A 21,653-nucleotide genomic window follows, 5' to 3' on the forward strand; every position below is an offset into this window, starting at 1 on the left:
CTGAAGATTTAGAAGTAGATAGTCCTCATTTCACTACAACTATTGATGTACTGATTTAGTTGATACCATGCTTCACTGCGTATAACGCTGCTTGAGTCCGATCAGCCAGTTCTAATTTGGCCAGGATATTTGAAACATGTGTTTTCACTGTCTTTTCCGTAATAAACAAGGAGGCGGCTATCTCTTTGTTGCTTTTCCCTTTTGAAATCTCGAGTAATACCTCTAGCTCTCTTTTTGTTAGATCTTCATGGAGTAATTTATTTGAACCCGCTCCCCTCGTAAAATGAGACATAACATGAGAAGTAACTTTTGGATGAAGCTGACTTTCGCCACGATGTACCGCTTGAATGGCCTCAATCAATTGATCTGGTTCAACATCCTTCAACTGATAACCGGACGCACCAGCACGAATAGCAGGTATCACATGATCTTGATCGGAAAAACTTGTTAATATTAACACTCGACACGATAATCCTTTATCCATGATTCGTCTAGTTGCTTCTATTCCATCGACAACTGGCATAATAAGGTCCATTAAGATTACATCTGGCTTTAAAGTTTCAGCAAGCTCCACCGCTTCTTCTCCGTTTTTGGCTTCCCCCACTATCTCGATATCCTTTTGGGTTTTCAAAAAAAATAATAACCCGCGGCGTACCAGATGATGGTCATCTGCAATCAGAACACGTATCATCGTTTCTCCTCCTTATTTACTGGCATTTCAATCTGTACCTTTGTTCCCTGACCAAGCTTGCTAGATACCTTAAATACGCCACCAGCCGCTTCTGTTCTTTCTTTCATACTTGTTAATCCTAAGGAAGGTAAAGATGCACTTTGGCTAACGCAGAATCCTGTTCCTAAGTCTTCAATTTCAAAAATTAATTGCTTGTTTTCCACTTTTATCCTTAAAAACGCCTTACGTGTGTCCGCATGCTTTTTACAATTATTAAAAGCCTCTTGACCTACTCTCCATAAGCACTCTTCCATATGTGTTGGGATGTCTACAATTCCTTTGACTTCATAGTCTATCTCCATACCGAGTACTTTGCCATAATTTAAGAGGGCACTTACGAGGCCATTTTCCAATCCTTGTGGACGTAGCTGCCAAATAAGAGCACGCATCTCACTAAGTGCTTCTTGAGAAAGCTCTTGCATATAACTAAGCATTTCCTTTATTTTCGCATCTTCTGTTAGCTCTTTTGTACCTCTTGCCGTAAGCATCAATGAAAATAAAAGCTGGTTTACCGAATCATGAAGATCTCTTGCCAGTCTATTGCGTTCTGCTATGACTAAAAGTTGTTGTTCATTTTCAGCAAGCTTTATCCGTTTGATTGCTGTTCCAATTTGGAACGCCACCGACTCCAACAAAGCAAGCTCAGTATCCGAAAAATGTGTTTTGTTCGGTGCGGCCACGTTCAATAATCCGAACTTTTCCTCGCCGGCCCGGAGTGGAACCGTTGCATGGTGGGTGATGTTGTCAGTATCTCCCTGTTGAAACTTAATCGCATCTTCTAATCTTTTGCATGCAATGATATTGGAGGCACGCTTTAAGCGACCGTCTTTATACTGATCCAAGCACCAGCATCCTCCCTTGCACATCGGCTTTTTATTTTCTCGAATAAGAGCCTCTGGAAGCCTATGATCCGCTACTAGGGTAGAATTATTATTTTCATCAATTAAATAAATCCAGCCTGTTTGAAGTCCTGTTACATGCAGCAACTCAGAAAGAACACCATCCAACATTGTCTCTAAATTGTTGGCTTGATTTAAGGACTCCGCTATGATTTTCAAAGCTCGTAATTCCTGTATCCTCTGTTCCTCACTCATCATCATACTCCCCCTCCATCTCTCTATACACCTAATCCGTATCTTTCTATTCTACCAAGCCATTCCCTGCTTCACCTTAGAAAAAAGTCCACAATCATCTACAACTTTAGTCTGATGGTATTGTGAATTTTGGAAGATGAAGGAAAAAGGGGCCAGACCCCTATTAGGTCTAACCCCTCCCATCTATCCATTTGGACTAGATTTGAAATTATAGATTAGTTATTATGTGCTTTAAAATGTATTGATTTGTTACCGTGTTGGGCTCATAGTCTCTAATAGTTCTTCTACATTCACCATAAAAGCGTTAGAGATTTGCTCCAGTTTTTCCTTGCTTTGGACTAAGCTGTCAGACTGGATGCCAAAGTAGAATTTCACTTTCGGTTCTGTTCCCGATGGTCTTACACATACCCACGATCCATCCTCTAAGAAATATTTTAATACATTTGATTTTGGCAATTCAATTTTTTCCTGTTTTCCGGACTCTGTTATGGTTCTTTGCTGAACAGCATAATCTTCTATAACTTCTACTTTATATCCATTAATCTCTGTTGGCGCAGCGTTTCGAAAGGCTGTGAGGAGATTGGCAATTTGTTCTGCTCCCTCTTTCCCTTTTAAAGTCAATGACTTCATACCTTCCAAGTAATATCCGTATTGTTCGTATAAATCATTCAGTGCTTCATACATTGTTTTTCCTTGTTTTTTATAAAATGCACAAATCTCAACAGCCATCAAAGCTGCTTGAACAGCATCTTTATCACGGGCAAAGTCGCCAATCAGTGAGCCATAGCTTTCTTCGTATCCAAATAGGAAGGAGTATTCGCCAGTTGCCTCGTATTGCTTCATTTTCTCTCCAATAAATTTAAAGCCTGTCAGTGTATCCACAGTTGCTACCCCAAAGCTCTCAGCAATTGCTCTGCCAAATTCAGAAGTAACGATTGTTTTCAGCATTACTCCATTACCTGGAAGTGCTCCAGTAGCTTTCTTTTCCGCTAACAAATAGTGGAGGAACAGTGCTCCAGTTTGGTTCCCCGTTAAGACCACATACTCGCCTGCACTATTTTTCACTGCAACCCCCAGTCTGTCTGCGTCAGGATCTGTCGCAATTAAAATATCTGCATCATTCTTTTTTCCATCACGAATCGCAAGTTCAAATGCAGCATGCTCTTCTGGATTTGGTGAAGCAACGGTGGAAAAATTCGGATCAGGATGTTCTTGTTCCGCGACAATTTGTACATTATTATAGCCTAAAGCTTTCAATCCAGCACGAACTGGTAAGTTTGCTGTACCGTGAAGAGGAGTGAAAACCACTTTCACTTTCTCACCCATTTCGGAACCTAATTTAGGATGAACGGAAATCGTTTTTAGGTTCTCCTGATAAGCATGATCTATCTCTGCACCAATTATTTTAATCAGGCCCTTTTCTTTTAAAGATTCCTCTGAATCCACGGTGATCTCCAATTCGTTTTCCACTTCTTGAACCTTTGCAATAACTTGATCTGCTTCCACTAATGGCAGCTGTCCCCCATCCGGACCATAAACTTTATAACCATTGTACTCAGGAGGATTATGGCTTGCTGTTACAACAATTCCTGAAAAGGCATTCAATTCTCGTACCGCAAAAGAAAGCACAGGGGTAGGACGAAGACTTTCAAATACGTACGTCTGAATACCATGGGTAGCCAAGGTTTTCGCTGCTTCCATTGAAAATTCCGGTGATTTATGACGGCAATCGTACGCAATCGCTACGCCAGCCTTTTTTGCATCTTCTCCAAACGATTCTATGTAGCGTGCTAATCCTTCAGAAGCTTTGCGGACTGTATAGATATTCATTCTATTCGTACCAGCGCCAATTTCACCACGCATGCCACCTGTACCAAACTCTAATTCTTTATAAAAACTATCTTCTTTTATTTTCTCATCATTATCCATTTCCGCTAGTAGCTTGACCATTTCCTCATCAAGCATCGTATTATTTTTCCAAAGTGCGTATTTATCCATCCAGTTCATCTGTCTTTTCCTCCTAGCAATATTCAGGATACTATCTAAATCTACTTCTCTTTTACACCCGTAGCTTCCTGCAAAAATAAACCGTCAACTTCTGACAAAATGTGCAAGGACGAGCGATTCCAACCATTATTATACTAGAAAAAGAAAGGAATCGCATCGACAATTCCTCCCCTACGTTTTTTTAGCAATATTGTCCTATGTTTCATCCACTGCTGTAAGCGCATCTTTTATGTGTTGCTCAAGATCCGAGCGATTATTTTCTGTTTGTTCTTTTGTCAAAGCCAGTTCTCTTGCCATAACCATCAATACTTTTTCCTTCCATTGCTGTACCCATTGAATGTTAAAAAATAGCGCCCCTGTACGGCGGATAAAAAAATCTAAAGGTGTAACGGACATTTCCTCATGAATAGCATAAATAATTTGAATGTATACTTCCAACGGCAGACCAGCCTGTTTCGCTTTTTCTTTCGATATCTCTGCAAGGGTGAACAATTTATCTACGTTGGAACCATATAGTAAAGTTAGTTTATGTGCCTGTTTTTCTGTTAACCCAAATTTACAACCTTCTGCTGTTTTTTCCTTAACAAAGCTTTGAAAGTTATTGGAACCACCAACGTTCCCTCCCGAGATTGGTAATTTTTTCGTTATGCTTTTTCCAAAGCTACTTATTCCTGCATGAACAAATTGCTTATTAACCAGGTTTACCACCATCTCTGCCATCTTTCGGTAGCCTGTTAGCTTTCCGCCAGCTATTGTAATAAGTCCTGTATCTGAAATCCATATCTCATCTTTTCGAGAAATCTCTGAAGCCGCTTTTCCCTCTTCATGGATTAGTGGTCGCAGCCCAGTCCAACTAGATTCAATATCAGCGTCCGTTAAGGATACAGAGGGAAACATAAACTTTATCGCTGCGAGCACATATTCTTTATCCATCTTTGTCATGCGAGGATGAAGCAAATCTTCTTTATACACCGTGTCTGTTGTACCTACATAGGTTTTCCCTGCTCGAGGAATGGCAAATATCATCCGTTTATCTTCTGTATCAAAATAAATCGCTTGCTTTAAGGGGAACTTACGTTGATCAAATACCAAATGGATTCCTTTCGTTAATAAAAGTTGTTTCCCTGTTTTGGAACCATCCATTTCACGAAGGGAATCCACCCACGGACCAGCTGCGTTTATAATCTTTTTCGCTCGGATTGGATAACTCTTCCCACTAAGCTGATCTACCACCATTACTCCCATAACTTTTTTATCCTTGTAAAGAAGCCTTATCACCTTTGCATAATTTACTGCATCTGCACCCTGTTTCGCCGCTTCCTTCATCACTTCGAGAGTTAGACGGGCGTCATCTGTTCGATATTCCACATAAACACCGCCGCCCATCAAGCCTTCTTGATTCAGCAATGGCTCACGTGCTGACGTTTCCGTTGCATTAAGCATTTTCCTTCTTTCACTTTTTTTAACATCAGCTAAAAAATCATAAAGGAGAAGTCCGATGGAAGTGCTGAATTTTCCGAAAGTCCCACCTTTATGAATAGGTAATAGCATCCATTCTGGTGTTGTAACATGTGGACCATTTTCATACACGATCGCACGTTCTTTACCGACTTCTGCAACCATTTTCACTTCCAATTGCTTTAAGTAGCGCAAGCCGCCGTGTACAAGCTTGGTAGATCGACTAGAAGTTCCCCCTGCAAAATCTTGCATCTCAACAACCGCTGTTTTCATTCCACGAGTAGCTGCATCTAGGGCTATCCCTGCCCCTGTAATTCCACCGCCTATCACTAGCACATCATAAGTTTCATTTTTCATCTTTTCTAAGCGCATCGAACGATTTAAACTGGAGAATGTTAATTTTTTCATGATAGGTAAGCCTCCATTATTGTAAAATATTCCATGTGAAAAGAAATAAAAAGAGACCACAGCAAACATAAGACAAAGCACTTGCTCTGATTATGTTCTGTCGTCTCTTAGTCTTAAACCGGTACATTAACTTGAATATATTATAGCATAGAGTGGCATTACTTAAAAGCCATAGCTGCTTTAACCGCCTTTTTCCAACCTTCATAAAGCTCTGCTTGCTGCTCTGCTTCCATTAGAGGCTCAAAAGTTCTTTCGACACTCCATTGTGAAGCGATTTCTTCTTTGTTGGTCCAATAACCTACAGCCAACCCAGCTAAATATGCCGCTCCAAGTGCTGTTGTTTCGTTAATCGTTGATCTTTCTACACGAACGCGAAGCATATCGCTTTGGAATTGTAGCAGGAAATTATTTTTCACTGCACCTCCGTCCACTCGAAGTGCTTTTAATGTAATTTTGGAATCATGCTCCATAGCAGTTAAAACATCTTTTGTTTGGTACGCAAGTGATTCCAGTGTTGAGCGAATAAAATGCTCCTTGGATGTTCCGCGTGTTAAGCCAAAGACCGCTCCTCGCACATCACTATCCCAGTATGGTGTACCAAGTCCTACAAATGCAGGCACAACATAAACACCTTCACTTGATTTCACTCTTGTAGCATAATCCTCGCTTTGATCTGCACGCTTCAGCATACGCATACCATCTCGGAGCCATTGAATAGCGGAGCCCGCCACAAAGATGCTGCCTTCAAGTGCATACGTAATTTTTCCATCAAGCCCCCAAGCAATGGTAGTAAGGAGACCGCTTTTAGACTTTATCGCTTTTTCACCGGTATTCATTAGCATAAAACACCCTGTACCGTAAGTGTTTTTCGCCATACCTTCCTCATAGCAAGCTTGCCCGAATAGTGCAGCCTGCTGATCTCCTGCTGCACCCGCAATCGGAATTTCCTGTCCAAAAAAGTGAAAATCAACTGTTTTTGCATAAATTTCAGAGGAACCCCTAACTTCTGGCAGCATACACGCAGGCACATCCAGGATTTCTAAAAGTTCCTTATCCCATTTTAACTCATAAATATTATACATAAGGGTTCTCGATGCATTAGAATAATCCGTTACATGTGCTGCTCCACCGGAAAGCTTCCAAATCAGCCATGTATCAATGGTGCCAAATAAAAGCTCCCCTTTTTCCGCCTTCTCTCTTGCGCCTTCCACGTTATCCAATAACCATTTCACCTTTGTTCCTGAAAAATAAGCGTCAATTAAAAGCCCCGTTTTCTCTCGAATAAGACGCTCGTGACCTTGATTCTTCAATTCCTCACATATAGGTGCCGTTTGTCTGGATTGCCAAACTATTGCATTATGTATCGGTTGACCTGTGCTCTTATCCCAAACAACCGTCGTTTCCCTTTGATTGGTAATTCCTATTCCTGCAACCTGAGATGCTTGAATACCTGATTCTGATAAACAGGATGCAATAACCGCTAAGATGGAGCTCCATATTTCATTGGCATTGTGTTCCACCCAGCCAGATTGAGGAAAATATTGCTGAAATTCCTTTTGGGCTGTATACACCACTTTTCCTTTTTTATCAAAAAGAATGGCGCGAGAACTTGTTGTCCCCTGGTCCAGTGATAAAATATACCTTTCCACGAATACCCACTCCTTTCCATTTTTCTTATCATTCTATCTTCGAGAAGGGCAACCCCATTTCCTGCAAAAAAAAATGGAGTGTCTATAAAATGAGCCAAAATAGTACAGGCAAGGTCACTAGAGTTAATACTGTACTCACAAGGGTTGCGCTGGATACAAAATCTGGATCTGTATTAAATTCTACTGCATACATCGTAGTATTTGCCGCAGCCGGCATAGCAGCCATAACGATCATTAATTGTTTAATCATCTGATCCACCGGAAGGGCTAAGGTAATGAAGTAAGCAATAATAGGAGATATCAATAGTTTTATCGCAACTGCGTAAACTAATTTTTCCTTTTTCGTTGTTCTTAAAGAAATTTTCGCTAGTTGCATCCCTAGTATTATCATAATGACAGGGATGGCGGCATCAGCAACTAGATGTACCGCTTCCATAATAGCGAAAGATACAGGTACAGAAAACACTTGAAAAAGTAACCCTAACAAAGCACTATACATGATAGGCATTTTAATTACAGCCTTTACAGCTGAACGAACCCCGTCATTCTCTGGACTCCCTTTCGCTGCATAATATACCCCCACTGTTGCCATCAACATTTGCTGTGCTACCATTAATACAATGGCATACTCAAAACCCGCAACACCAAATAGCAAGAGCGCCAGTGGCGTGCCATAGTTACCATTATTCATAAAGCTAGCAGAAAGAATTAGCCCACATGTTTCCACGCGGGAATATTTTTTGAACCATGCTAGCAGATAAACAAATAAGATTAAAGAGAAACATAGAATAATTGTATATAAAATGATGTAAAGATGATTGCTATTAAACTCATTTGTATAGAAGGTTCGAAACACCAATACAGGTGAAAGCAGGTACAATGCCATCTTTGACAAGGTTTTCGTATCAAACCCAAGAGACTTTTGACCAATAAACCCTATAGCAAATATTAGAAAAATAGGTAAAAGCACATTTAGAAAATTCATTATATCTCTCCACCTTTTGCAATAACCACGATGCCGTTTTTTTCTATAATAACGTACCTTGGACCTATTTTACGAATTATTACTACCAAAACCCCAGCCATCATGACTGGGGTTCACGCTCTATCTAGTTTTCTTGTATTTTTTTATCCTTTAATCTCTGCAGCAGTAAAGGTGATAGGTCCATTAACAAACATATTTGATGCAGTACTTGTAGTTTCAGCGGTCAAAAAATACCTTCTGTTTGTCTGATCTGCATTTACAGGATCTACATATTGGGAAGTCATAATTTGGTTAAAGTTATCGTCTAGTTGAGCTTGATCGTCTATTTCTACCAAGGAGTCGTAGATTAGATTTGCCGAATTTATTGAATCTCTAAACATTCTAATTCGACAAAATTGCGGAGTTGTAGTCTGGTTAAACACATGGAAAATCCCATTTAACCAAATAACATTTCCAGCCTCTACTTCATCCAAAGAAACTTCGGCAATTACTGTTGGAATGTTAACTAGTAACCTAGTATTCGGCATCCCGAAGTTTGTCGGGAATTCTGTGTCATAGGCGAAATCTACCAATTTCCCCTTTTTACTCTTACTGTCTTTTTTTTTAGAATCTTCACAGCATCCTTTAACATGAACGTTAACGATCGGATTTCCTATATTTATTTCCCCGACTTCTTTTTGTGGTCGATTATTCGTACTCTCTTGTGAAAATTCGTTCAGATTTGAATTCGCGTAATGATAGTAGTATCGTGCCTTTGATTTTTGATTCATTCTTAACAGCTCCTTTTTTCACTATTTTTATATTAGTTCAGTTTTATTTTTGGTAAATTTCTACTTCTCCTTCAGGACTAGTTACAATAACTCTTCCCACATCTTGTCCTCCATTCAAATCATTAGCAAAGTTCTGCATATTCCCTAATGGAAAGGCTACAGTAGAATTTTTGCACGAGCATTCATGGTCATGGATGCAAGGAGTAATAGTAAGTTCTGCATCAGGTAAGTTCAGCACGGTAAATGATGCTAAAATCCCTCCTGCAGCGCTTACACCAACAAATGTCAACAACAAACGGTCGAATGCTCCCGGTCTTTCCTGTAATAATAAGCCGTAAGCACCTATATAGGTAGTACCGAAAAAGATATATTCTCCTGCACCACCTGTAGCCAAATTCAACCCTTGTGCAGTTATAAAGCAGCTCGGTGAACTAAAGGTTGTAGCCGTAAACAGACTATTATTAGATTGGTCAATAATTTTACTACCTTTGATCGTACAATGAGGACAAATGTCCACTATGAGTCTATTCGTTGGAGAAATAATTCTATTAACCATCCCTTTGCATTCACATTCTTTTTTCTTTTTCTCTCTTTTTTCTTCTTTACACCCCCCTACATTTACATTGACAACAGGATTGCCAATATTAATAGAATGTTCCAGATTTTCTTCCTTTCGATACTTCATAACATCCAACCTTTCTAGTAAATTAATTCTTTCGGTTTATTCTATGTTTACTACTAGAATTTGCTTGGTTACTTTGACTAAGTAATCCGTTTGTTTTCTACTATTTTTTACTAGAATACATACTAGTTTTTAAGAACTGTACTTCTAATTGCTATAAACTTGCACACTTCTTCTGTCTTGGAGTAAACTATAACTATTCCTATAAGACAGGTGGGATTAACGTATTATGACAACGAATGAAAAAATTATGACGATACCTAAACCGCTCGTTACATTTAATCAGTGGTTCATCCTAATATCTGTGACTGTTTCCTTGGTTACAGGGCTCCATTTTCTTTTATTAGTACCTTTACTTTCAGGATTATCTGGATTATTAACCGGATTTAACCCTGTACTCAGATTAGCTAAATCGTTTTTGTCCAAACCTTCTTCTACTAACATCCAAGAAGACTATAAACAGCTACAATTCAATCAAACAATTGCAGTTAGCTGTTTAACTCTATCTCTTATTGGATTTTATATTGGATTACCAATTTTAGGATATATATTTTCCATTATGGTAGCTGTTGCATCTGGGGTGGCACTTTTAGGCTTTTGTGTAGGATGCTTTATCCGATATCAATGGCAGCAATTTCAATACCGACGCACAACGAAATAAAAACGGAGCTGACTAAATGTCAACTCCGCTTTTTTATTTCATGTTGTTCATAACAGGCTAATATCTCACCCAAAAGTATAAACCGAACAGGCTTCGGCTCCGCCCTTATAAAGCTATTTCCTGAAATAGTAAGCAACAGCACTTTTAATTATTTTTTATATCTTATTTCATATACATCACGTCGTCGATCCTTTAACTGTCGAACCGTACCAGACTGACGCTGGCGACGCAGTATTTCCAAATCAACATCTCCGATAATTACCATCTCAATATTGGGATTACATTCCCCTACTACCCCATCACGGGCAAATTCAAAATCCGATGGTGCAAAAATGGCCGACTGCGAATATTGAATATCCATATTTTCCACCTGTGGAAGATTACCACATGTACCTGCAATAACCGTATAAATCTGATTTTCCACTGCACGTGCCTGGGCGCAATAACGGACACGAAGATAGCCTTGACGATCTTCCGTGTTAAAAGGACAAAAAATAATATTTGCACCTTTTTCAGTTGCAATTCGAGCAAGCTCTGGGAATTCAATATCATAGCAGATTTGAATCGCTATTTTACCACAATCTGTATCAAACACTCTGACACTCTCTCCACGACTGATCCCCCACCATTTACGTTCATTAGGAGTAATGTGCAGCTTATATTGTTTTTCTATTGTACCGTTACGACGGAAAAGATAGGCAATATTAAAAACTTTGTCGTCTTCCTCTACAAAGTGAGAACCACCGATAATGTTCACATTATACTTCACAGCTAGATCTGTAAACAGCTGAATATAATCTTCGGTATACTCCGTTAACCGTTGAACAGCTCTGCTTGGTGATTTTTCATTTAAGAAGGACATTAGCTGAGTGGTAAAGATCTCAGGGAATACTGCAAAATCCGCCCCTCCATCTGATGCCACGTCTGTATAATATTCTACCTGAGTCGCAAATTCTTCAAAAGATTTAATCGGTTTCATCATATATTGGACAACACAAATCCGTACAGGAAACGAAGTTTTAAAATGCCGCTTCGTTTGCGGGATATACTCTACGTTGTTCCATTCCATTAACGTTGCATATTTATTGGAGGCCAGATCGTCTGGCAGATACCCTGGATTAATACGCATCAAAGTAAACTCATTTAATAATTGGAAGGACAATACCGGGTCATATATTTTATGTCTCATCACTTGACGAACGTACTCACGAGGAGCCATCTCGTCAGCATGTTTATGGTAGTTTGGAATTCTCCCACCAATTATGATGCTTTTTAAGTTCAACCTTCTAGCTAGATCCTTACGAGCTTCATACAGCCGGTGGCCTACCTTCATACGTCGGAAACCAGGATGCACCATTACTTCAATGCCGTAGAGATTATAACCATCAGGGTTATGATTCGTTATATAACCTTCATCCGTAATATCATCCCATGTATGGCGATCATCATACTCATCAAAGTTGATAAGCAAGCTAGAACAGGATCCAATAATTTCTCCATCATATTCTGCACAAAGCTGTCCTTCTGGAAACATATTCAAATGACTTTCCAATTGTTCAGGCTTCCATGGATCCATTCCAGGGAAACATAAATGTTGTAGCCTTATAATATCTTCTATATCATTCGTTTCTATTTTTCTAATAATCATCTTTTTTTCAAATTTGGATAAATCGATTTTTGACAAATGTACCATCTCCTGAACCTTATCAATATAAAGTTTTTATAAGTTTTTCTGTATTTTCTTTATTAAACCCAATATTACTTATTCCCAAATTCCAATAGAAACAAACTACAGTTATCCATCTCCTAGTATTACATACTTCGTGTCAAATAATAAATGAAAACGTCTTATTTTGAAGGTTAATTTTTTCTAATATTTCCACAGTTGATTTTCAGAATAAACCATGTTAAAGCAATTGGTTGAATTTTAGTGTTTTTAGCTGGTGATTTGGTTTGTTAGAGACAGACTTCTATGGGGAGGCGAGTCATTAAGCTTTTAACAATTCCAAACACTAATAGCTTATATAGCCCAGAAAAAAAGACCAAGAGCATCGCTATACTCTGGTCTTAAGAGGTTATTTCAGTTTATATACTCTTGCTTCCCAAGGCTGCAGTGTGAAATTTGTCACATCCACATCTTTCACCTCATAATTGCTAATTAAGAATTCTTGATTGTTATACTCTGGAGGGTTGGTCCAGTTAAAATCATGTTTATTTCCTGAGAAATTTGTCACAACTAGTAGCTTGTCGTCGTGTAAGGTTCTAGTATAAGCAAATATTTCCTCGTGGTCTTCATACAACATCTCGAAAGACCCGTAAACAATAATATCATGCTGTTTACGTAATTGTATCAGCTTTTTATAGTAGTGAAAAATAGAGTGATCATTCTCCATTGCTTTCTGCGCATTTATTTCCTTATAGTTAGGGTTTACTTTAATCCATGGAGTACCTTCTGTGAATCCAGCATTTTCTTGGTCGTTCCATTGCACTGGTGTTCGTGCATTGTCGCGCCCTTTCGTATAGATGGAAGTCATAATTTCTTCAGGATTGTCTCCATACTCATGTACTCTCTCGTTATACATATTAATTGTCTCAATATCTTTATAATCCTCAATATTGTTAAATCTTACATTGGTCATGCCCAACTCTTCTCCTTGATAGATATAAGGAGTTCCCTTCATCATATGCAGGCAGGTTGCAAGCATCTTTGCAGAAGTTTCATGATATTCTTTGTCATCACCCCAACGGGAAACAATCCGAGGCTGATCGTGGTTGTTCCAATACAAACTGTTCCAGCCGCCATCCTCGAGCTCTGATTGCCATTTTCCCAGTGATTGCTTGAGGTCTCTTAAATCAAGTGGTTTCAGATGCCATTTATTTTTACCAGGCTGCGTATCCAAATCCATATGCTCAAACTGGAAAACCATATTAAGCTCCTTGCGTTCCTCTCCTGTGTAGAGTTTTCCTTGCTCAGGTGTAACTCCAGGCATTTCTCCCACTGTCATAATGTCATATTTCCTAAGTACTTCCTGATTCATTTCCTGTAAAAATTCATGAATACGAGGGCCATTCATGAAATATTGGTGACCTGAAACATATTTTTTCCCGTCCGGATTTTCTCCGTCAGGCAGGCCTTCCACTTTCGAAATGAAATTAATAACATCCATTCGGAAACCATCAATGCCTTTATCTAGCCAAAACTTCATCATATCGTAAACTTCTTGACGAAGCTTCGGGTGTTCCCAATTTAAATCAGGTTGTTTTTTAGAGAAAAGGTGCAAAAAGTATTCTTCCGTCTGCTCATCATACTCCCAAACTGATCCACTAAAAGCCGCTTCCCAATTGTTTGGCTCTTTCCCATTCTTTCCAGGTCTCCATATGTAATAATCGCGGTAAGGATTATCTTTAGATTTTTTGGATTCCACAAACCATTCATGCTCGTCTGAACTGTGGTTAACCACTAAATCCATAATCAGCTTTATTCCTCTTTTATGCATCTCTTCAAGCATTTCTTCCCAATCACCCATGGTACCAAACTCGTCCATTATTCTGCGGTAGTCGCTAATGTCATATCCATTATCATCATTAGGAGATTTGTATACAGGTGAGAGCCAAACCACGTCTACACCAAGCTCTTTCAGATAATCTAATTTCTCGATAATACCTTTGATATCACCAATGCCATCCCCATTAGAATCTTTGAAACTGCGAGGGTAAATTTGATAAACAACTGCTTCCTTCCACCAATTACGGGTCATAATTTCCTCTCCTTTTATCTCTGTGTGTTATACGAATGAAATCGATTCCATAAACTATTGTACAGGATTTCTTTATAAATAGAAACCGCTTTCTTTAAGAGTCGCTGCTCTAGGAATAGGTAGTGGTTTAATAGTCAGAGGTTTACCGTTTCACAAATTTGCGCTTTCTGAAAAATGCCCGTTAAAAGCAGGATAGTAACAATCTTCTTGAAAAACTACTCAGAAGCAACATAAAAATGCCCAAACAGTCATTATCAAATAGCAAATCGGAGTTTTTTGGGGGCAGGTCGAAGAAAATAAAGCTTTTTTTTCCTTTGGCTCTGTTAAAGTTGTGTGTTGATAATAAGGCTATTCCAGCGATGATTGGAGCAAAAGGCGGAGACTCCAACGGGAGATAGCGGTAGACTGGAGACCCCGCAGGCGCAGCCGGGGAGGCTCCAGCACCGCCCCGTGGAACGCGTAGTCTTTTGTGGAAATCAACAGCGGCGTTTAACATAGCCTTTCCTTTAAACGGGAAAAATGCAGGATTAGGCGCTCAATCTACCTACTTTTAATAATCTATCTAACAACTTTGTCTACTTCATCTTACAATTCTCATGATTTATCTAACAACCCGCCTAGCTCATCTAACAACTTTCTTCATTCATCTAACAACCTCCCTAGTTCATCTATCATCTTTCTCCAATCATCTAACAACATTGACCTATTCATCTAACAACCTCGGGCAACTAATCTGCCAACTCTCTTGATCTTTCTTTCAGCTGATCCGCCACCCTAATACAAACAAACCGTGTCCTCGTAAGAAAGCGCAGCTTCATATGTGCAAAAAGAAAAAGCGTCCTTATAAAGGAACGCTCTATCATAGGGGGTTTTCGCATTGATTGTTGCTTTAACGTAAGTTGGTACCACTCGATACAATCTTTTCTGACGTGCTCTTTCATTAAGAAATCACCCTTAATTTTGAGTGAAGAGGATCCAACATTCTTTAAGAGAAGAGCCTAATCTTATACATTAGTAAGTTTGTCTTCAAGCTTCAATCCATCTGGTTTATAATGAATTTTGATATTTGATAAAACCTCTGTAGCCCCTGCATCGATACCGACTTGTTGAGCTTGTTTGATTAAACTAAAAATCTCATCTAGTGTGCCTTCCACTACTGTTTCCATTGGACCGACATGACAAGGCAGACCCGAATCTTTAAAAACTTTTACGATACTTGGAATGATTCCATCCGTATCTACATCTTTTCCGTTGGGCAGTATTTGAATCCCTACTGTATTTGCGGCCAAATTACTCATCCTCTCTATATTCTCTTTATTATATAATTTCCTTTGTTAGAAAATAATAAACATCCATTGATCTTCCGAATTTTCATGTTAATTGGAGGTTTTCTAGCTATCTTTTAGTAGGTTATAAGTTTAGTAGCGGTTTAGCTTTGCAAAGTTTCCAGGTAAGTATTATAATTTTAGTCAAGAATCTAAGAGTAATGAGGCGGGTTTAGTGGATCATTCAAAAAAAATAGAAAATCTTTTATTGTTGGCTTCCGGAATTGCTCTGATTGCTACTTTAGGAAGCCTATACTTTTCTGAAATACTTCTCTACATTCCTTGTGAGCTATGTTGGTATCAACGTATCTTTATGTATCCACTAGTGCTTCTACTGGGTATTGCAGCCGTTAAAAAGGATGCTGCTATTGTTGTTTATACATTGCCATTGTCTGTTATCGGTGCAGCCATTTCCCTATACCATTATCTTGTGCAGAAAATTTCATTTTTCGGGGAACATTCTATTTCCTGTGGAGTGGTACCTTGTACTGGACAATATATTAACTGGTTAGGTTTTATCACCATACCGTTTTTAGCTCTTATTGGCTTTACGTCTATTTTCATTATTTTATTTATGGTAAAAAAATTGTCCACAAAGGTAGGTAACTAATCATGAAAAAAATAATCGTTATCGTTTCTGTTATCGTCGCGATTTTCATTGCGCTAGCAGTTATCACCAATTATCAACAAAAGCAAAGTTCCGAGGGTAATCCTTTTGGCAAAGATAAAATAAAGCCTTCCACTCAGGAGCAACTAGACGATCCTCTATATCAAAACATTATTCTGCCAGACGAATTAGAAGAAAAACTTGAAAGTGGCGAAAAGACGACAGTATATTTCTACAGTCCAGAATGTCCTGCCTGTGTTCAAACAAGTCCAGTGGTAGTTCCAATGGCTGAAGAGATGGATATTGATTTGGAACTTTACAATATACTTGAATTTGAACAAGGATGGGATGATTATAATATTCGCTCGACACCTACGTTCATTCATTTTGAAGACGGCCAAGAAGTAAGCAGACTTGAAAATTATCATCAGGATCATAGTGTCTATTCTAATTGGTTTGAAGAAATACAAGAAACTCCCAGCGAATAATCGCCTGGGAGTTTCTTGGTGTTACACTAAATATTGATTGGTGGATTTTACATATCTGCTTAATACCATATGTTTTTGCGTCTTTTTCTCAAATTGATCAATCGAATAAGGAAAAGAGAAACCAAATCCACTTAACAAGTTTACATTTCTTTTAAAAATTTCACGATGAGCGGATATTATATTCTCGTGTTGAATTGTCTCAATTACGGCAATAATTGATTGCAGACATGAAATAATATGGAATGCCTCTTTTAGTGTTCCATTATAATCTGTAAATGTGTCATGGACTGCTTCCGTGTGGAGAGATAATTGATTTTCGAGTTTTTCAATCTCTTTGTCTGTGAAATAATATGGAAAAATGTTCGTTAAGAGGTGTTGGACCAATTCCCCAATATGGTCCTCTTGCTCTGGAGTTGATGCATATACGACTTTCACGAATTAAACCCACCTTTGTAACTTCTCTATAAAATAAAGATTAACATAAATAAATGTAATTTGGAGTAGGTAGTTAATGGAATCAATCGACTAGAAACGATAAAAGAGTGCTATATTTTACATATAAAATTGAGGTGCATATTGGTTTAAATATGGTGTTGCAATCTGTAATTCGAGCGAACGTTAGTCAACCTAAAAAGTAGCATAACCGCAACGCTTGTAACGGGTACACCCCCTGTGAAAACAGCCAGTAATAAAGGAGATATGTTTAGATGAAAATTGAATTAACGGTAACATCAGATAAAGGCATTGCCCTTCAAGAATACCTAAAGGAAAATATAGGCATTCCAAAATCGCTGCTACATGAATTGCGTATGTCAAAGGAAGTAAAAGTAAATGATAAGATTCCTGTTTGGACCCTCCCTCTTCAGAAAGGGGATATCCTCTCGATACCTTTTCTGAAGGAAACGATAACTCCATCTGCTACTCAAATGGAAATTGACGTACTCTATGAGGATGAACACCTTCTTATTATTAATAAAAAAGCGGGAATTGAAACGCATCCTTCTTCTGAAGAAGATACTGCTTCCCTTTCCAACGGTGTTGCTGAATATTTTGTAGAGCAGGAAATTCTTGCTAAGGTCAGACATATTCATAGACTAGATAAAAATACGAGCGGGACCATTCTTTTTGCAAAGCATGCACTAAGTGGTGCTTTATTAGACCGGGAAATGACAGTACGGAAAATTAAAAGAACCTATCTTGCACTTGTAGAAGGTCTTATGGACTGTTCTGCAGGCATAGTTGATAAACCGATCGGAAAAGATCGGCATCATGCAGCAAGACGGCGCATCTCTTCAAATGGTCAGAAAGCCGTGACCCATTATAAAGTGTGGAAAAGGTTCCCAAAGGAAAAACTGACACTTGTGGAACTTAGCTTGGACACCGGTCGGACTCACCAGATTAGGGTGCATATGAGCAGCTTGGGCCATCCCCTTTACGGAGATACATTATATGGAGCAAGCGTTAAGCAGGAACGCCATAGTTTGCATGCATGGAAATTGACGGTTCCACATCCTTTTAAAGAGGATGTGATTACTGTAGAAGCGCCAATTCCATTTGATTTTGGACCAAGAACGCTGGCTGCTTTAATCGGAAAGTTGTAGTTACAGCAATGAACTTTAAGAAAATGACTTTTTAAAGACAAAACTTGTTTTATCATAACCCATTTTTTCTTGATAAAATCGATGGGCTTCAGTACGTTGCGTCCCTGAGGAAAGGGTAATGGTACTGCAGCCTTTTTCTTTTGCCAATTCTTCAATAAAAGACAATAATTTATCACCGTATCCTTTTGATCTGGCATCTCTTTGTGTCACTAAATCATAAACATACATATGATATCCATCATAAAAGTTCGTTAAAAAAATGATGCCAGCTACTGCCACTACTTTTCCCTCTGCATAGTAGCCAACTATCTCATACCCTTCCTGTTCCATTTTTTCATACATCTCTAAAAAAGCTACTTCTGTTAAATGCGTTCTCAATTCTTTCATAACATTATATCCTGCGAGTAGCTCTTCTTTTGTATGCAGTCTTTTTATCATTTGTACTCCCCTGCCTTTAAAAAGTATATTTAAAATCGAGAATGGTAATTAAGATTATAGTACATGAAAAAATTCACAAGATTGATCTTTTTTTAAAAAATATCCGTTCCATTATTAGATATACTAACTACATAGTAAAAAAGGAGTGCTGGTAATGAAAAGATACTTATTATTTATAAGCCTAATCGCAATTCTTATGACAACTGCTTGTGGAAATACTTCCAACAATCAAGAAAGTGGAACTGGTGATGGAATTCCAACGATTGTTGAGGTTGAAATTCTTCTACCAGAAAGCATTGAACCTAATGAAGAAGTCAAAATTGAGGCTCTTGTCACTCAAGGTGAGGAAAAAGTGCAAGATGCAAATGAAGTAATGTTCGAAGTATGGCAACAGGGACAAGAAGTGGATCACGAAATGATAGAAGCTACTAACGATGGATCTGGTATCTATTCTTTTACAAAAACCTTTGAGGAAGAAGGAATCTACTATATTGTGGCACATACTACCGCACGTGATATGCACGTTATGCCACGGATTGAAGTTACGGTAGGGCATCCTGAACCTTCAGAATCCGCTCATAATCATGAAGAGCATGAAGAGCATGCACATGGAGAACACTCTGCTGGCCATGACCACGACCACCAAACGACTCTTGTAATGACTTTAGAAAAAAAGGGCACATTGCAAGTGGAGGAAGAAACAATTCTTTCCGTTACCATTGAACAAGAAAAAGCCGCTTTCACAGATGCTGAAGTACTCTTTGAAGTTTGGGAAGATGGATCTGACATGCATGAGTACTTGGAGGCTGAGGAAGGAAGTGCAGGTGTCTATGAAGCTGAGGCTACGTTTCAGAATACAGGAAAACATCATGTTCAAATTCATGTAAAAAAAGGGGAGCTACACGAGCATCAATTAGATATGATTGAAGTAGAGTAGCAATTCAAGGCACCTTGCCCTGCAAGGTGCCTTTTTTTTTCATGCGACCATAAAAAAGAGAGTGACCCACTAACGATCACTCTCTACCATTCCTAGAAATCAAAATTATCCGGATCTGGACCGACACGCTTATTCTCATTTAATGCATGTATTTTTTGCATATCTTCATCTGAAATCTCAAAATCAAAAATATCGGCATTTTCTTTCATGCGATGTTCTTTTACGGATTTCGGTATCGTCACTACTCCATTTTGAAGGTCCCAACGAAGAATGATTTGCGCGACAGATTTATTATATTTTTCACCAAGTTCAGTGAGTACTTCATCTTCTAATAGTTTCCCCTGCATTAAAGGCGACCAAGCTTCAAGCTGTATTTCATTTTCTTTGCAGAAGTTTAGCAGCTCCAATTGGGATAGTTTCGGATGATATTCCACCTGGTTTACCATCGGCTTTATTTCTGCCACATCCAGAATATCCTGTAGCTGATGAATTTGGAAGTTGCTCACCCCAATTGCACGGACTTTACCATCCTTATAGAGTTTTTCAAGTGCCTTCCAAGTGTCCACATATTTCCCTTTAACAGGCCAGTGTACTAAATACAGGTCCAGATACTCAAGGTCTAGTTTTTTCATACTTGTTTCAAAGGCAGCTAGGGTTGTCTCATACCCTTGATCCGCATTCCATACCTTTGTCGTAATAAACAGATCTTCTCGGGGAACTCCTGCTTCTTTAATCGCTTTTCCTACGCCTTCTTCGTTCTTATAGATTGCTGCCGTATCAATGCTACGATAACCGGCTTGAATAGCCATCTGTACTGACTGTTCTACCTCTTGTCCTTCTTCTACCTTAAAAACACCAAGGCCAAACCATGGCATGTCGACACCATTATGTAATTTAGTTGTTGAAGCTAAACTTTTCACCATAACTCTCACCTTCCCTTTCTTATAAATTAATTATGCAAGAAATAGATACAGTTGCAAATTTTCTGCTCAAATTCACCCTTCGCTTTGTCCTATTATATATATATACTAAAAGGAGTTTTACTATGGAGATTTATGAATTTCATATGCTCATAAATGTTATGGCCATTGTTTCTTCATCCATCATCAGTTATCTGTATGCTTCTAAAATGATTAAAAAAAATGGAGCATTTTTCTTCCATACAGTTGTTAGTCTAACTATAATAGTAGTCACTTGGTTTGTGACAACTAGCTTATGGTATTATCATACTTACCACCTAGATGGGCTCCTTTATATTGGCGGTATGCTGTTTAATATGATATTCATGATGCTGACACTAATTGTGTATCTAGCGTATTTACTTGTTAGACGCCCTTATTTAATGCAAAAATATAAAGCAAAGCAAAAAGAAAACCCACTTTCTCCCTTATAGGGTAAAGTGGGTGTTTTCATTTCTATTGCATGCCATTCTTTACTGCACTTGCCACTTGAACCGTTCGCTTTGCTTGATGCTTAACAGCAGCTGTAACGTCTTCCTTCCAATTGCCTTCCTGATCCACTGTTACACTTGTTCCGTACGGATTTCCTCCAGCTGTATATAGGGAGTCATCCGTGTATCCTGGAGCCGCTACAATTGCTCCCCAATGGAACATTGTTGTATACAAAGCAAGAATCGTTTGTTCTTGTCCGCCGTGCGAATTACTTGCTGAAGTCATCGCACTTACCACTTTATTTGCAAGTTTGCCTTCAAACCATAATCCCCCAGTTGTATCAAGGAATTGCTTCATTTGTGATGGTAGATTTCCAAAGCGTGTCGGCGCACTGAAAATATAAGCATCTGCCCAGTCCAAATCATCCAGGCTTGCTGTTGGAACGTCCTTAGTTTCTTCCAGATGTGCCTTCCAAGCAGGATTTGCATTAATAGCAGACTCCGGGGCTAATTCAGGAACCTTCACAAGTTTAACATCCGCTCCAGCTTCCTTTGCTGCTTCTTCAGCAAGCTTAGCTAGCTTATAATTAGTCCCTGTCGAGCTATAATAAAAAATACCCAATTTTACGTTTGACATATTACACACTCTCCTTTTCTTTAGGCTT

21 protein-coding genes are annotated in these 21,653 nt (G+C 38.7%); 6 read left to right on the forward strand and 15 right to left on the reverse strand.

The features are described from left to right. Positions 1-55: 55 nt before the first annotated feature. The 8 genes from K9B36_RS05100 to K9B36_RS05135 form a co-directional block, all read right to left on the reverse strand. A complete protein-coding gene (locus K9B36_RS05100; protein ID WP_223700900.1) occupies positions 56-691 on the reverse strand; it encodes a response regulator in 636 nt (211 codons plus the stop codon). Further along, positions 688-1,827, reverse strand: coding sequence for a GAF domain-containing sensor histidine kinase (locus K9B36_RS05105; RefSeq protein ID WP_223701007.1), 1,140 nt, complete (start codon positions 1,825-1,827; stop codon positions 688-690). The genes K9B36_RS05100 and K9B36_RS05105 overlap by 4 nt, the downstream gene beginning before the upstream one ends. Before the next feature lie 246 nt (positions 1,828-2,073). Beyond that, a complete protein-coding gene (locus K9B36_RS05110) occupies positions 2,074-3,831 on the reverse strand; it encodes a phospho-sugar mutase (protein WP_223700901.1) in 1,758 nt (585 codons plus the stop codon). Positions 3,832-4,026: 195 nt separating this feature from the next. Continuing rightward, a complete protein-coding gene (locus K9B36_RS05115; protein ID WP_399201343.1) occupies positions 4,027-5,697 on the reverse strand; it encodes a glycerol-3-phosphate dehydrogenase/oxidase in 1,671 nt (556 codons plus the stop codon). 158 nt (positions 5,698-5,855) lie between these two features. Then, the gene (gene glpK, locus K9B36_RS05120) at positions 5,856-7,346 is read right to left on the reverse strand and encodes a glycerol kinase GlpK (RefSeq protein WP_223700902.1); all 1,491 of its coding nucleotides are present in this window, start codon (positions 7,344-7,346) and stop codon (positions 5,856-5,858) included. Between the two features lie 82 nt (positions 7,347-7,428). Beyond that, positions 7,429-8,331, reverse strand: a complete 903-nt coding sequence (locus K9B36_RS05125; RefSeq protein ID WP_223700903.1) for an AEC family transporter — start codon at positions 8,329-8,331, stop codon at positions 7,429-7,431. 143 nt (positions 8,332-8,474) lie between these two features. Next, positions 8,475-9,101 (reverse strand): hypothetical protein, encoded by a 627-nt coding sequence (locus K9B36_RS05130; RefSeq protein WP_223700904.1) that lies wholly within the window; start codon positions 9,099-9,101, stop codon positions 8,475-8,477. 43 nt (positions 9,102-9,144) lie between these two features. Beyond that, positions 9,145-9,786 carry a hypothetical protein gene (locus K9B36_RS05135; protein WP_223700905.1) on the reverse strand — a complete coding sequence of 214 codons (642 nt, stop codon included), beginning with the start codon at positions 9,784-9,786 and terminating at the stop codon, positions 9,145-9,147. Positions 9,787-10,012: 226 nt separating this feature from the next. Between K9B36_RS05135 and K9B36_RS05140 the strand changes: the two genes are divergently transcribed. Continuing rightward, positions 10,013-10,444 (forward strand): DUF4395 domain-containing protein, encoded by a 432-nt coding sequence (locus K9B36_RS05140; RefSeq protein ID WP_223700906.1) that lies wholly within the window; start codon positions 10,013-10,015, stop codon positions 10,442-10,444. A gap of 148 nt (positions 10,445-10,592) precedes the next feature. Here K9B36_RS05140 and K9B36_RS05145 read toward each other — a convergent pair whose 3' ends face one another. The 3 genes from K9B36_RS05145 to K9B36_RS05155 form a co-directional block, all read right to left on the reverse strand. Then, on the reverse strand, positions 10,593-12,092 hold the full coding sequence (locus K9B36_RS05145; protein ID WP_223701009.1) for a bifunctional GNAT family N-acetyltransferase/carbon-nitrogen hydrolase family protein: 1,500 nt from the start codon (positions 12,090-12,092) through the stop codon (positions 10,593-10,595). Positions 12,093-12,519: 427 nt separating this feature from the next. After that, on the reverse strand, positions 12,520-14,202 hold the full coding sequence (locus K9B36_RS05150; RefSeq protein WP_223700907.1) for a glycoside hydrolase family 13 protein: 1,683 nt from the start codon (positions 14,200-14,202) through the stop codon (positions 12,520-12,522). A 1,004-nt stretch (positions 14,203-15,206) separates the two neighbouring features. Next, on the reverse strand, positions 15,207-15,500 hold the full coding sequence (locus K9B36_RS05155; protein ID WP_223700908.1) for a thiamine-binding protein: 294 nt from the start codon (positions 15,498-15,500) through the stop codon (positions 15,207-15,209). 202 nt (positions 15,501-15,702) lie between these two features. On the opposite strand from K9B36_RS05155, the gene K9B36_RS05160 reads away from it, so the two are divergent. Together K9B36_RS05160 and K9B36_RS05165 are read left to right on the forward strand one after the other, a co-directional pair. Beyond that, the gene (locus K9B36_RS05160; RefSeq protein WP_223700909.1) at positions 15,703-16,137 is read left to right on the forward strand and encodes a disulfide oxidoreductase; all 435 of its coding nucleotides are present in this window, start codon (positions 15,703-15,705) and stop codon (positions 16,135-16,137) included. A gap of 2 nt (positions 16,138-16,139) precedes the next feature. Next, entirely contained in the window at positions 16,140-16,622 is a 483-nt protein-coding gene (locus tag K9B36_RS05165) for a thioredoxin family protein (RefSeq protein ID WP_223700910.1), read from the forward strand. Positions 16,623-16,643: 21 nt separating this feature from the next. On the opposite strand, the gene K9B36_RS05170 is transcribed toward K9B36_RS05165, so the two are convergent. Next, complete coding sequence (locus K9B36_RS05170) at positions 16,644-17,057, reverse strand: DUF5365 family protein (RefSeq protein ID WP_223700911.1); 414 nt, start codon at positions 17,055-17,057, stop codon at positions 16,644-16,646. 272 nt (positions 17,058-17,329) lie between these two features. On the opposite strand from K9B36_RS05170, the gene K9B36_RS05175 reads away from it, so the two are divergent. After that, positions 17,330-18,223, forward strand: coding sequence for an RluA family pseudouridine synthase (locus K9B36_RS05175; RefSeq protein ID WP_223700912.1), 894 nt, complete (start codon positions 17,330-17,332; stop codon positions 18,221-18,223). 15 nt (positions 18,224-18,238) lie between these two features. Here the strand turns inward: K9B36_RS05175 and K9B36_RS05180 are convergent, their stop codons facing one another. Further along, a complete protein-coding gene (locus tag K9B36_RS05180) occupies positions 18,239-18,661 on the reverse strand; it encodes a GNAT family N-acetyltransferase (protein ID WP_223700913.1) in 423 nt (140 codons plus the stop codon). Positions 18,662-18,815: 154 nt separating this feature from the next. Here K9B36_RS05180 and K9B36_RS05185 point away from each other — a divergent pair, with 154 nt between their 5' ends. Further along, on the forward strand, positions 18,816-19,598 hold the full coding sequence (locus K9B36_RS05185) for a FixH family protein (RefSeq protein WP_223700914.1): 783 nt from the start codon (positions 18,816-18,818) through the stop codon (positions 19,596-19,598). Positions 19,599-19,690: 92 nt separating this feature from the next. On the opposite strand, the gene K9B36_RS05190 is transcribed toward K9B36_RS05185, so the two are convergent. Beyond that, a complete protein-coding gene (locus K9B36_RS05190; protein ID WP_223700915.1) occupies positions 19,691-20,521 on the reverse strand; it encodes an aldo/keto reductase in 831 nt (276 codons plus the stop codon). 122 nt (positions 20,522-20,643) lie between these two features. On the opposite strand from K9B36_RS05190, the gene K9B36_RS05195 reads away from it, so the two are divergent. After that, positions 20,644-20,991 (forward strand): hypothetical protein, encoded by a 348-nt coding sequence (locus K9B36_RS05195; protein ID WP_223700916.1) that lies wholly within the window; start codon positions 20,644-20,646, stop codon positions 20,989-20,991. Between the two features lie 22 nt (positions 20,992-21,013). On the opposite strand, the gene wrbA is transcribed toward K9B36_RS05195, so the two are convergent. Further along, positions 21,014-21,625, reverse strand: coding sequence for an NAD(P)H:quinone oxidoreductase (wrbA, locus tag K9B36_RS05200; RefSeq protein WP_223700917.1), 612 nt, complete (start codon positions 21,623-21,625; stop codon positions 21,014-21,016). Between the last annotated feature and the right edge of the window lie 28 nt (positions 21,626-21,653).

Origin of the sequence: Sutcliffiella deserti, from assembly GCF_020037475.1 — a bacterium.
Classification (GTDB): Bacteria; Bacillota; Bacilli; order Bacillales; family Bacillaceae_I; genus Sutcliffiella_A; species Sutcliffiella_A deserti.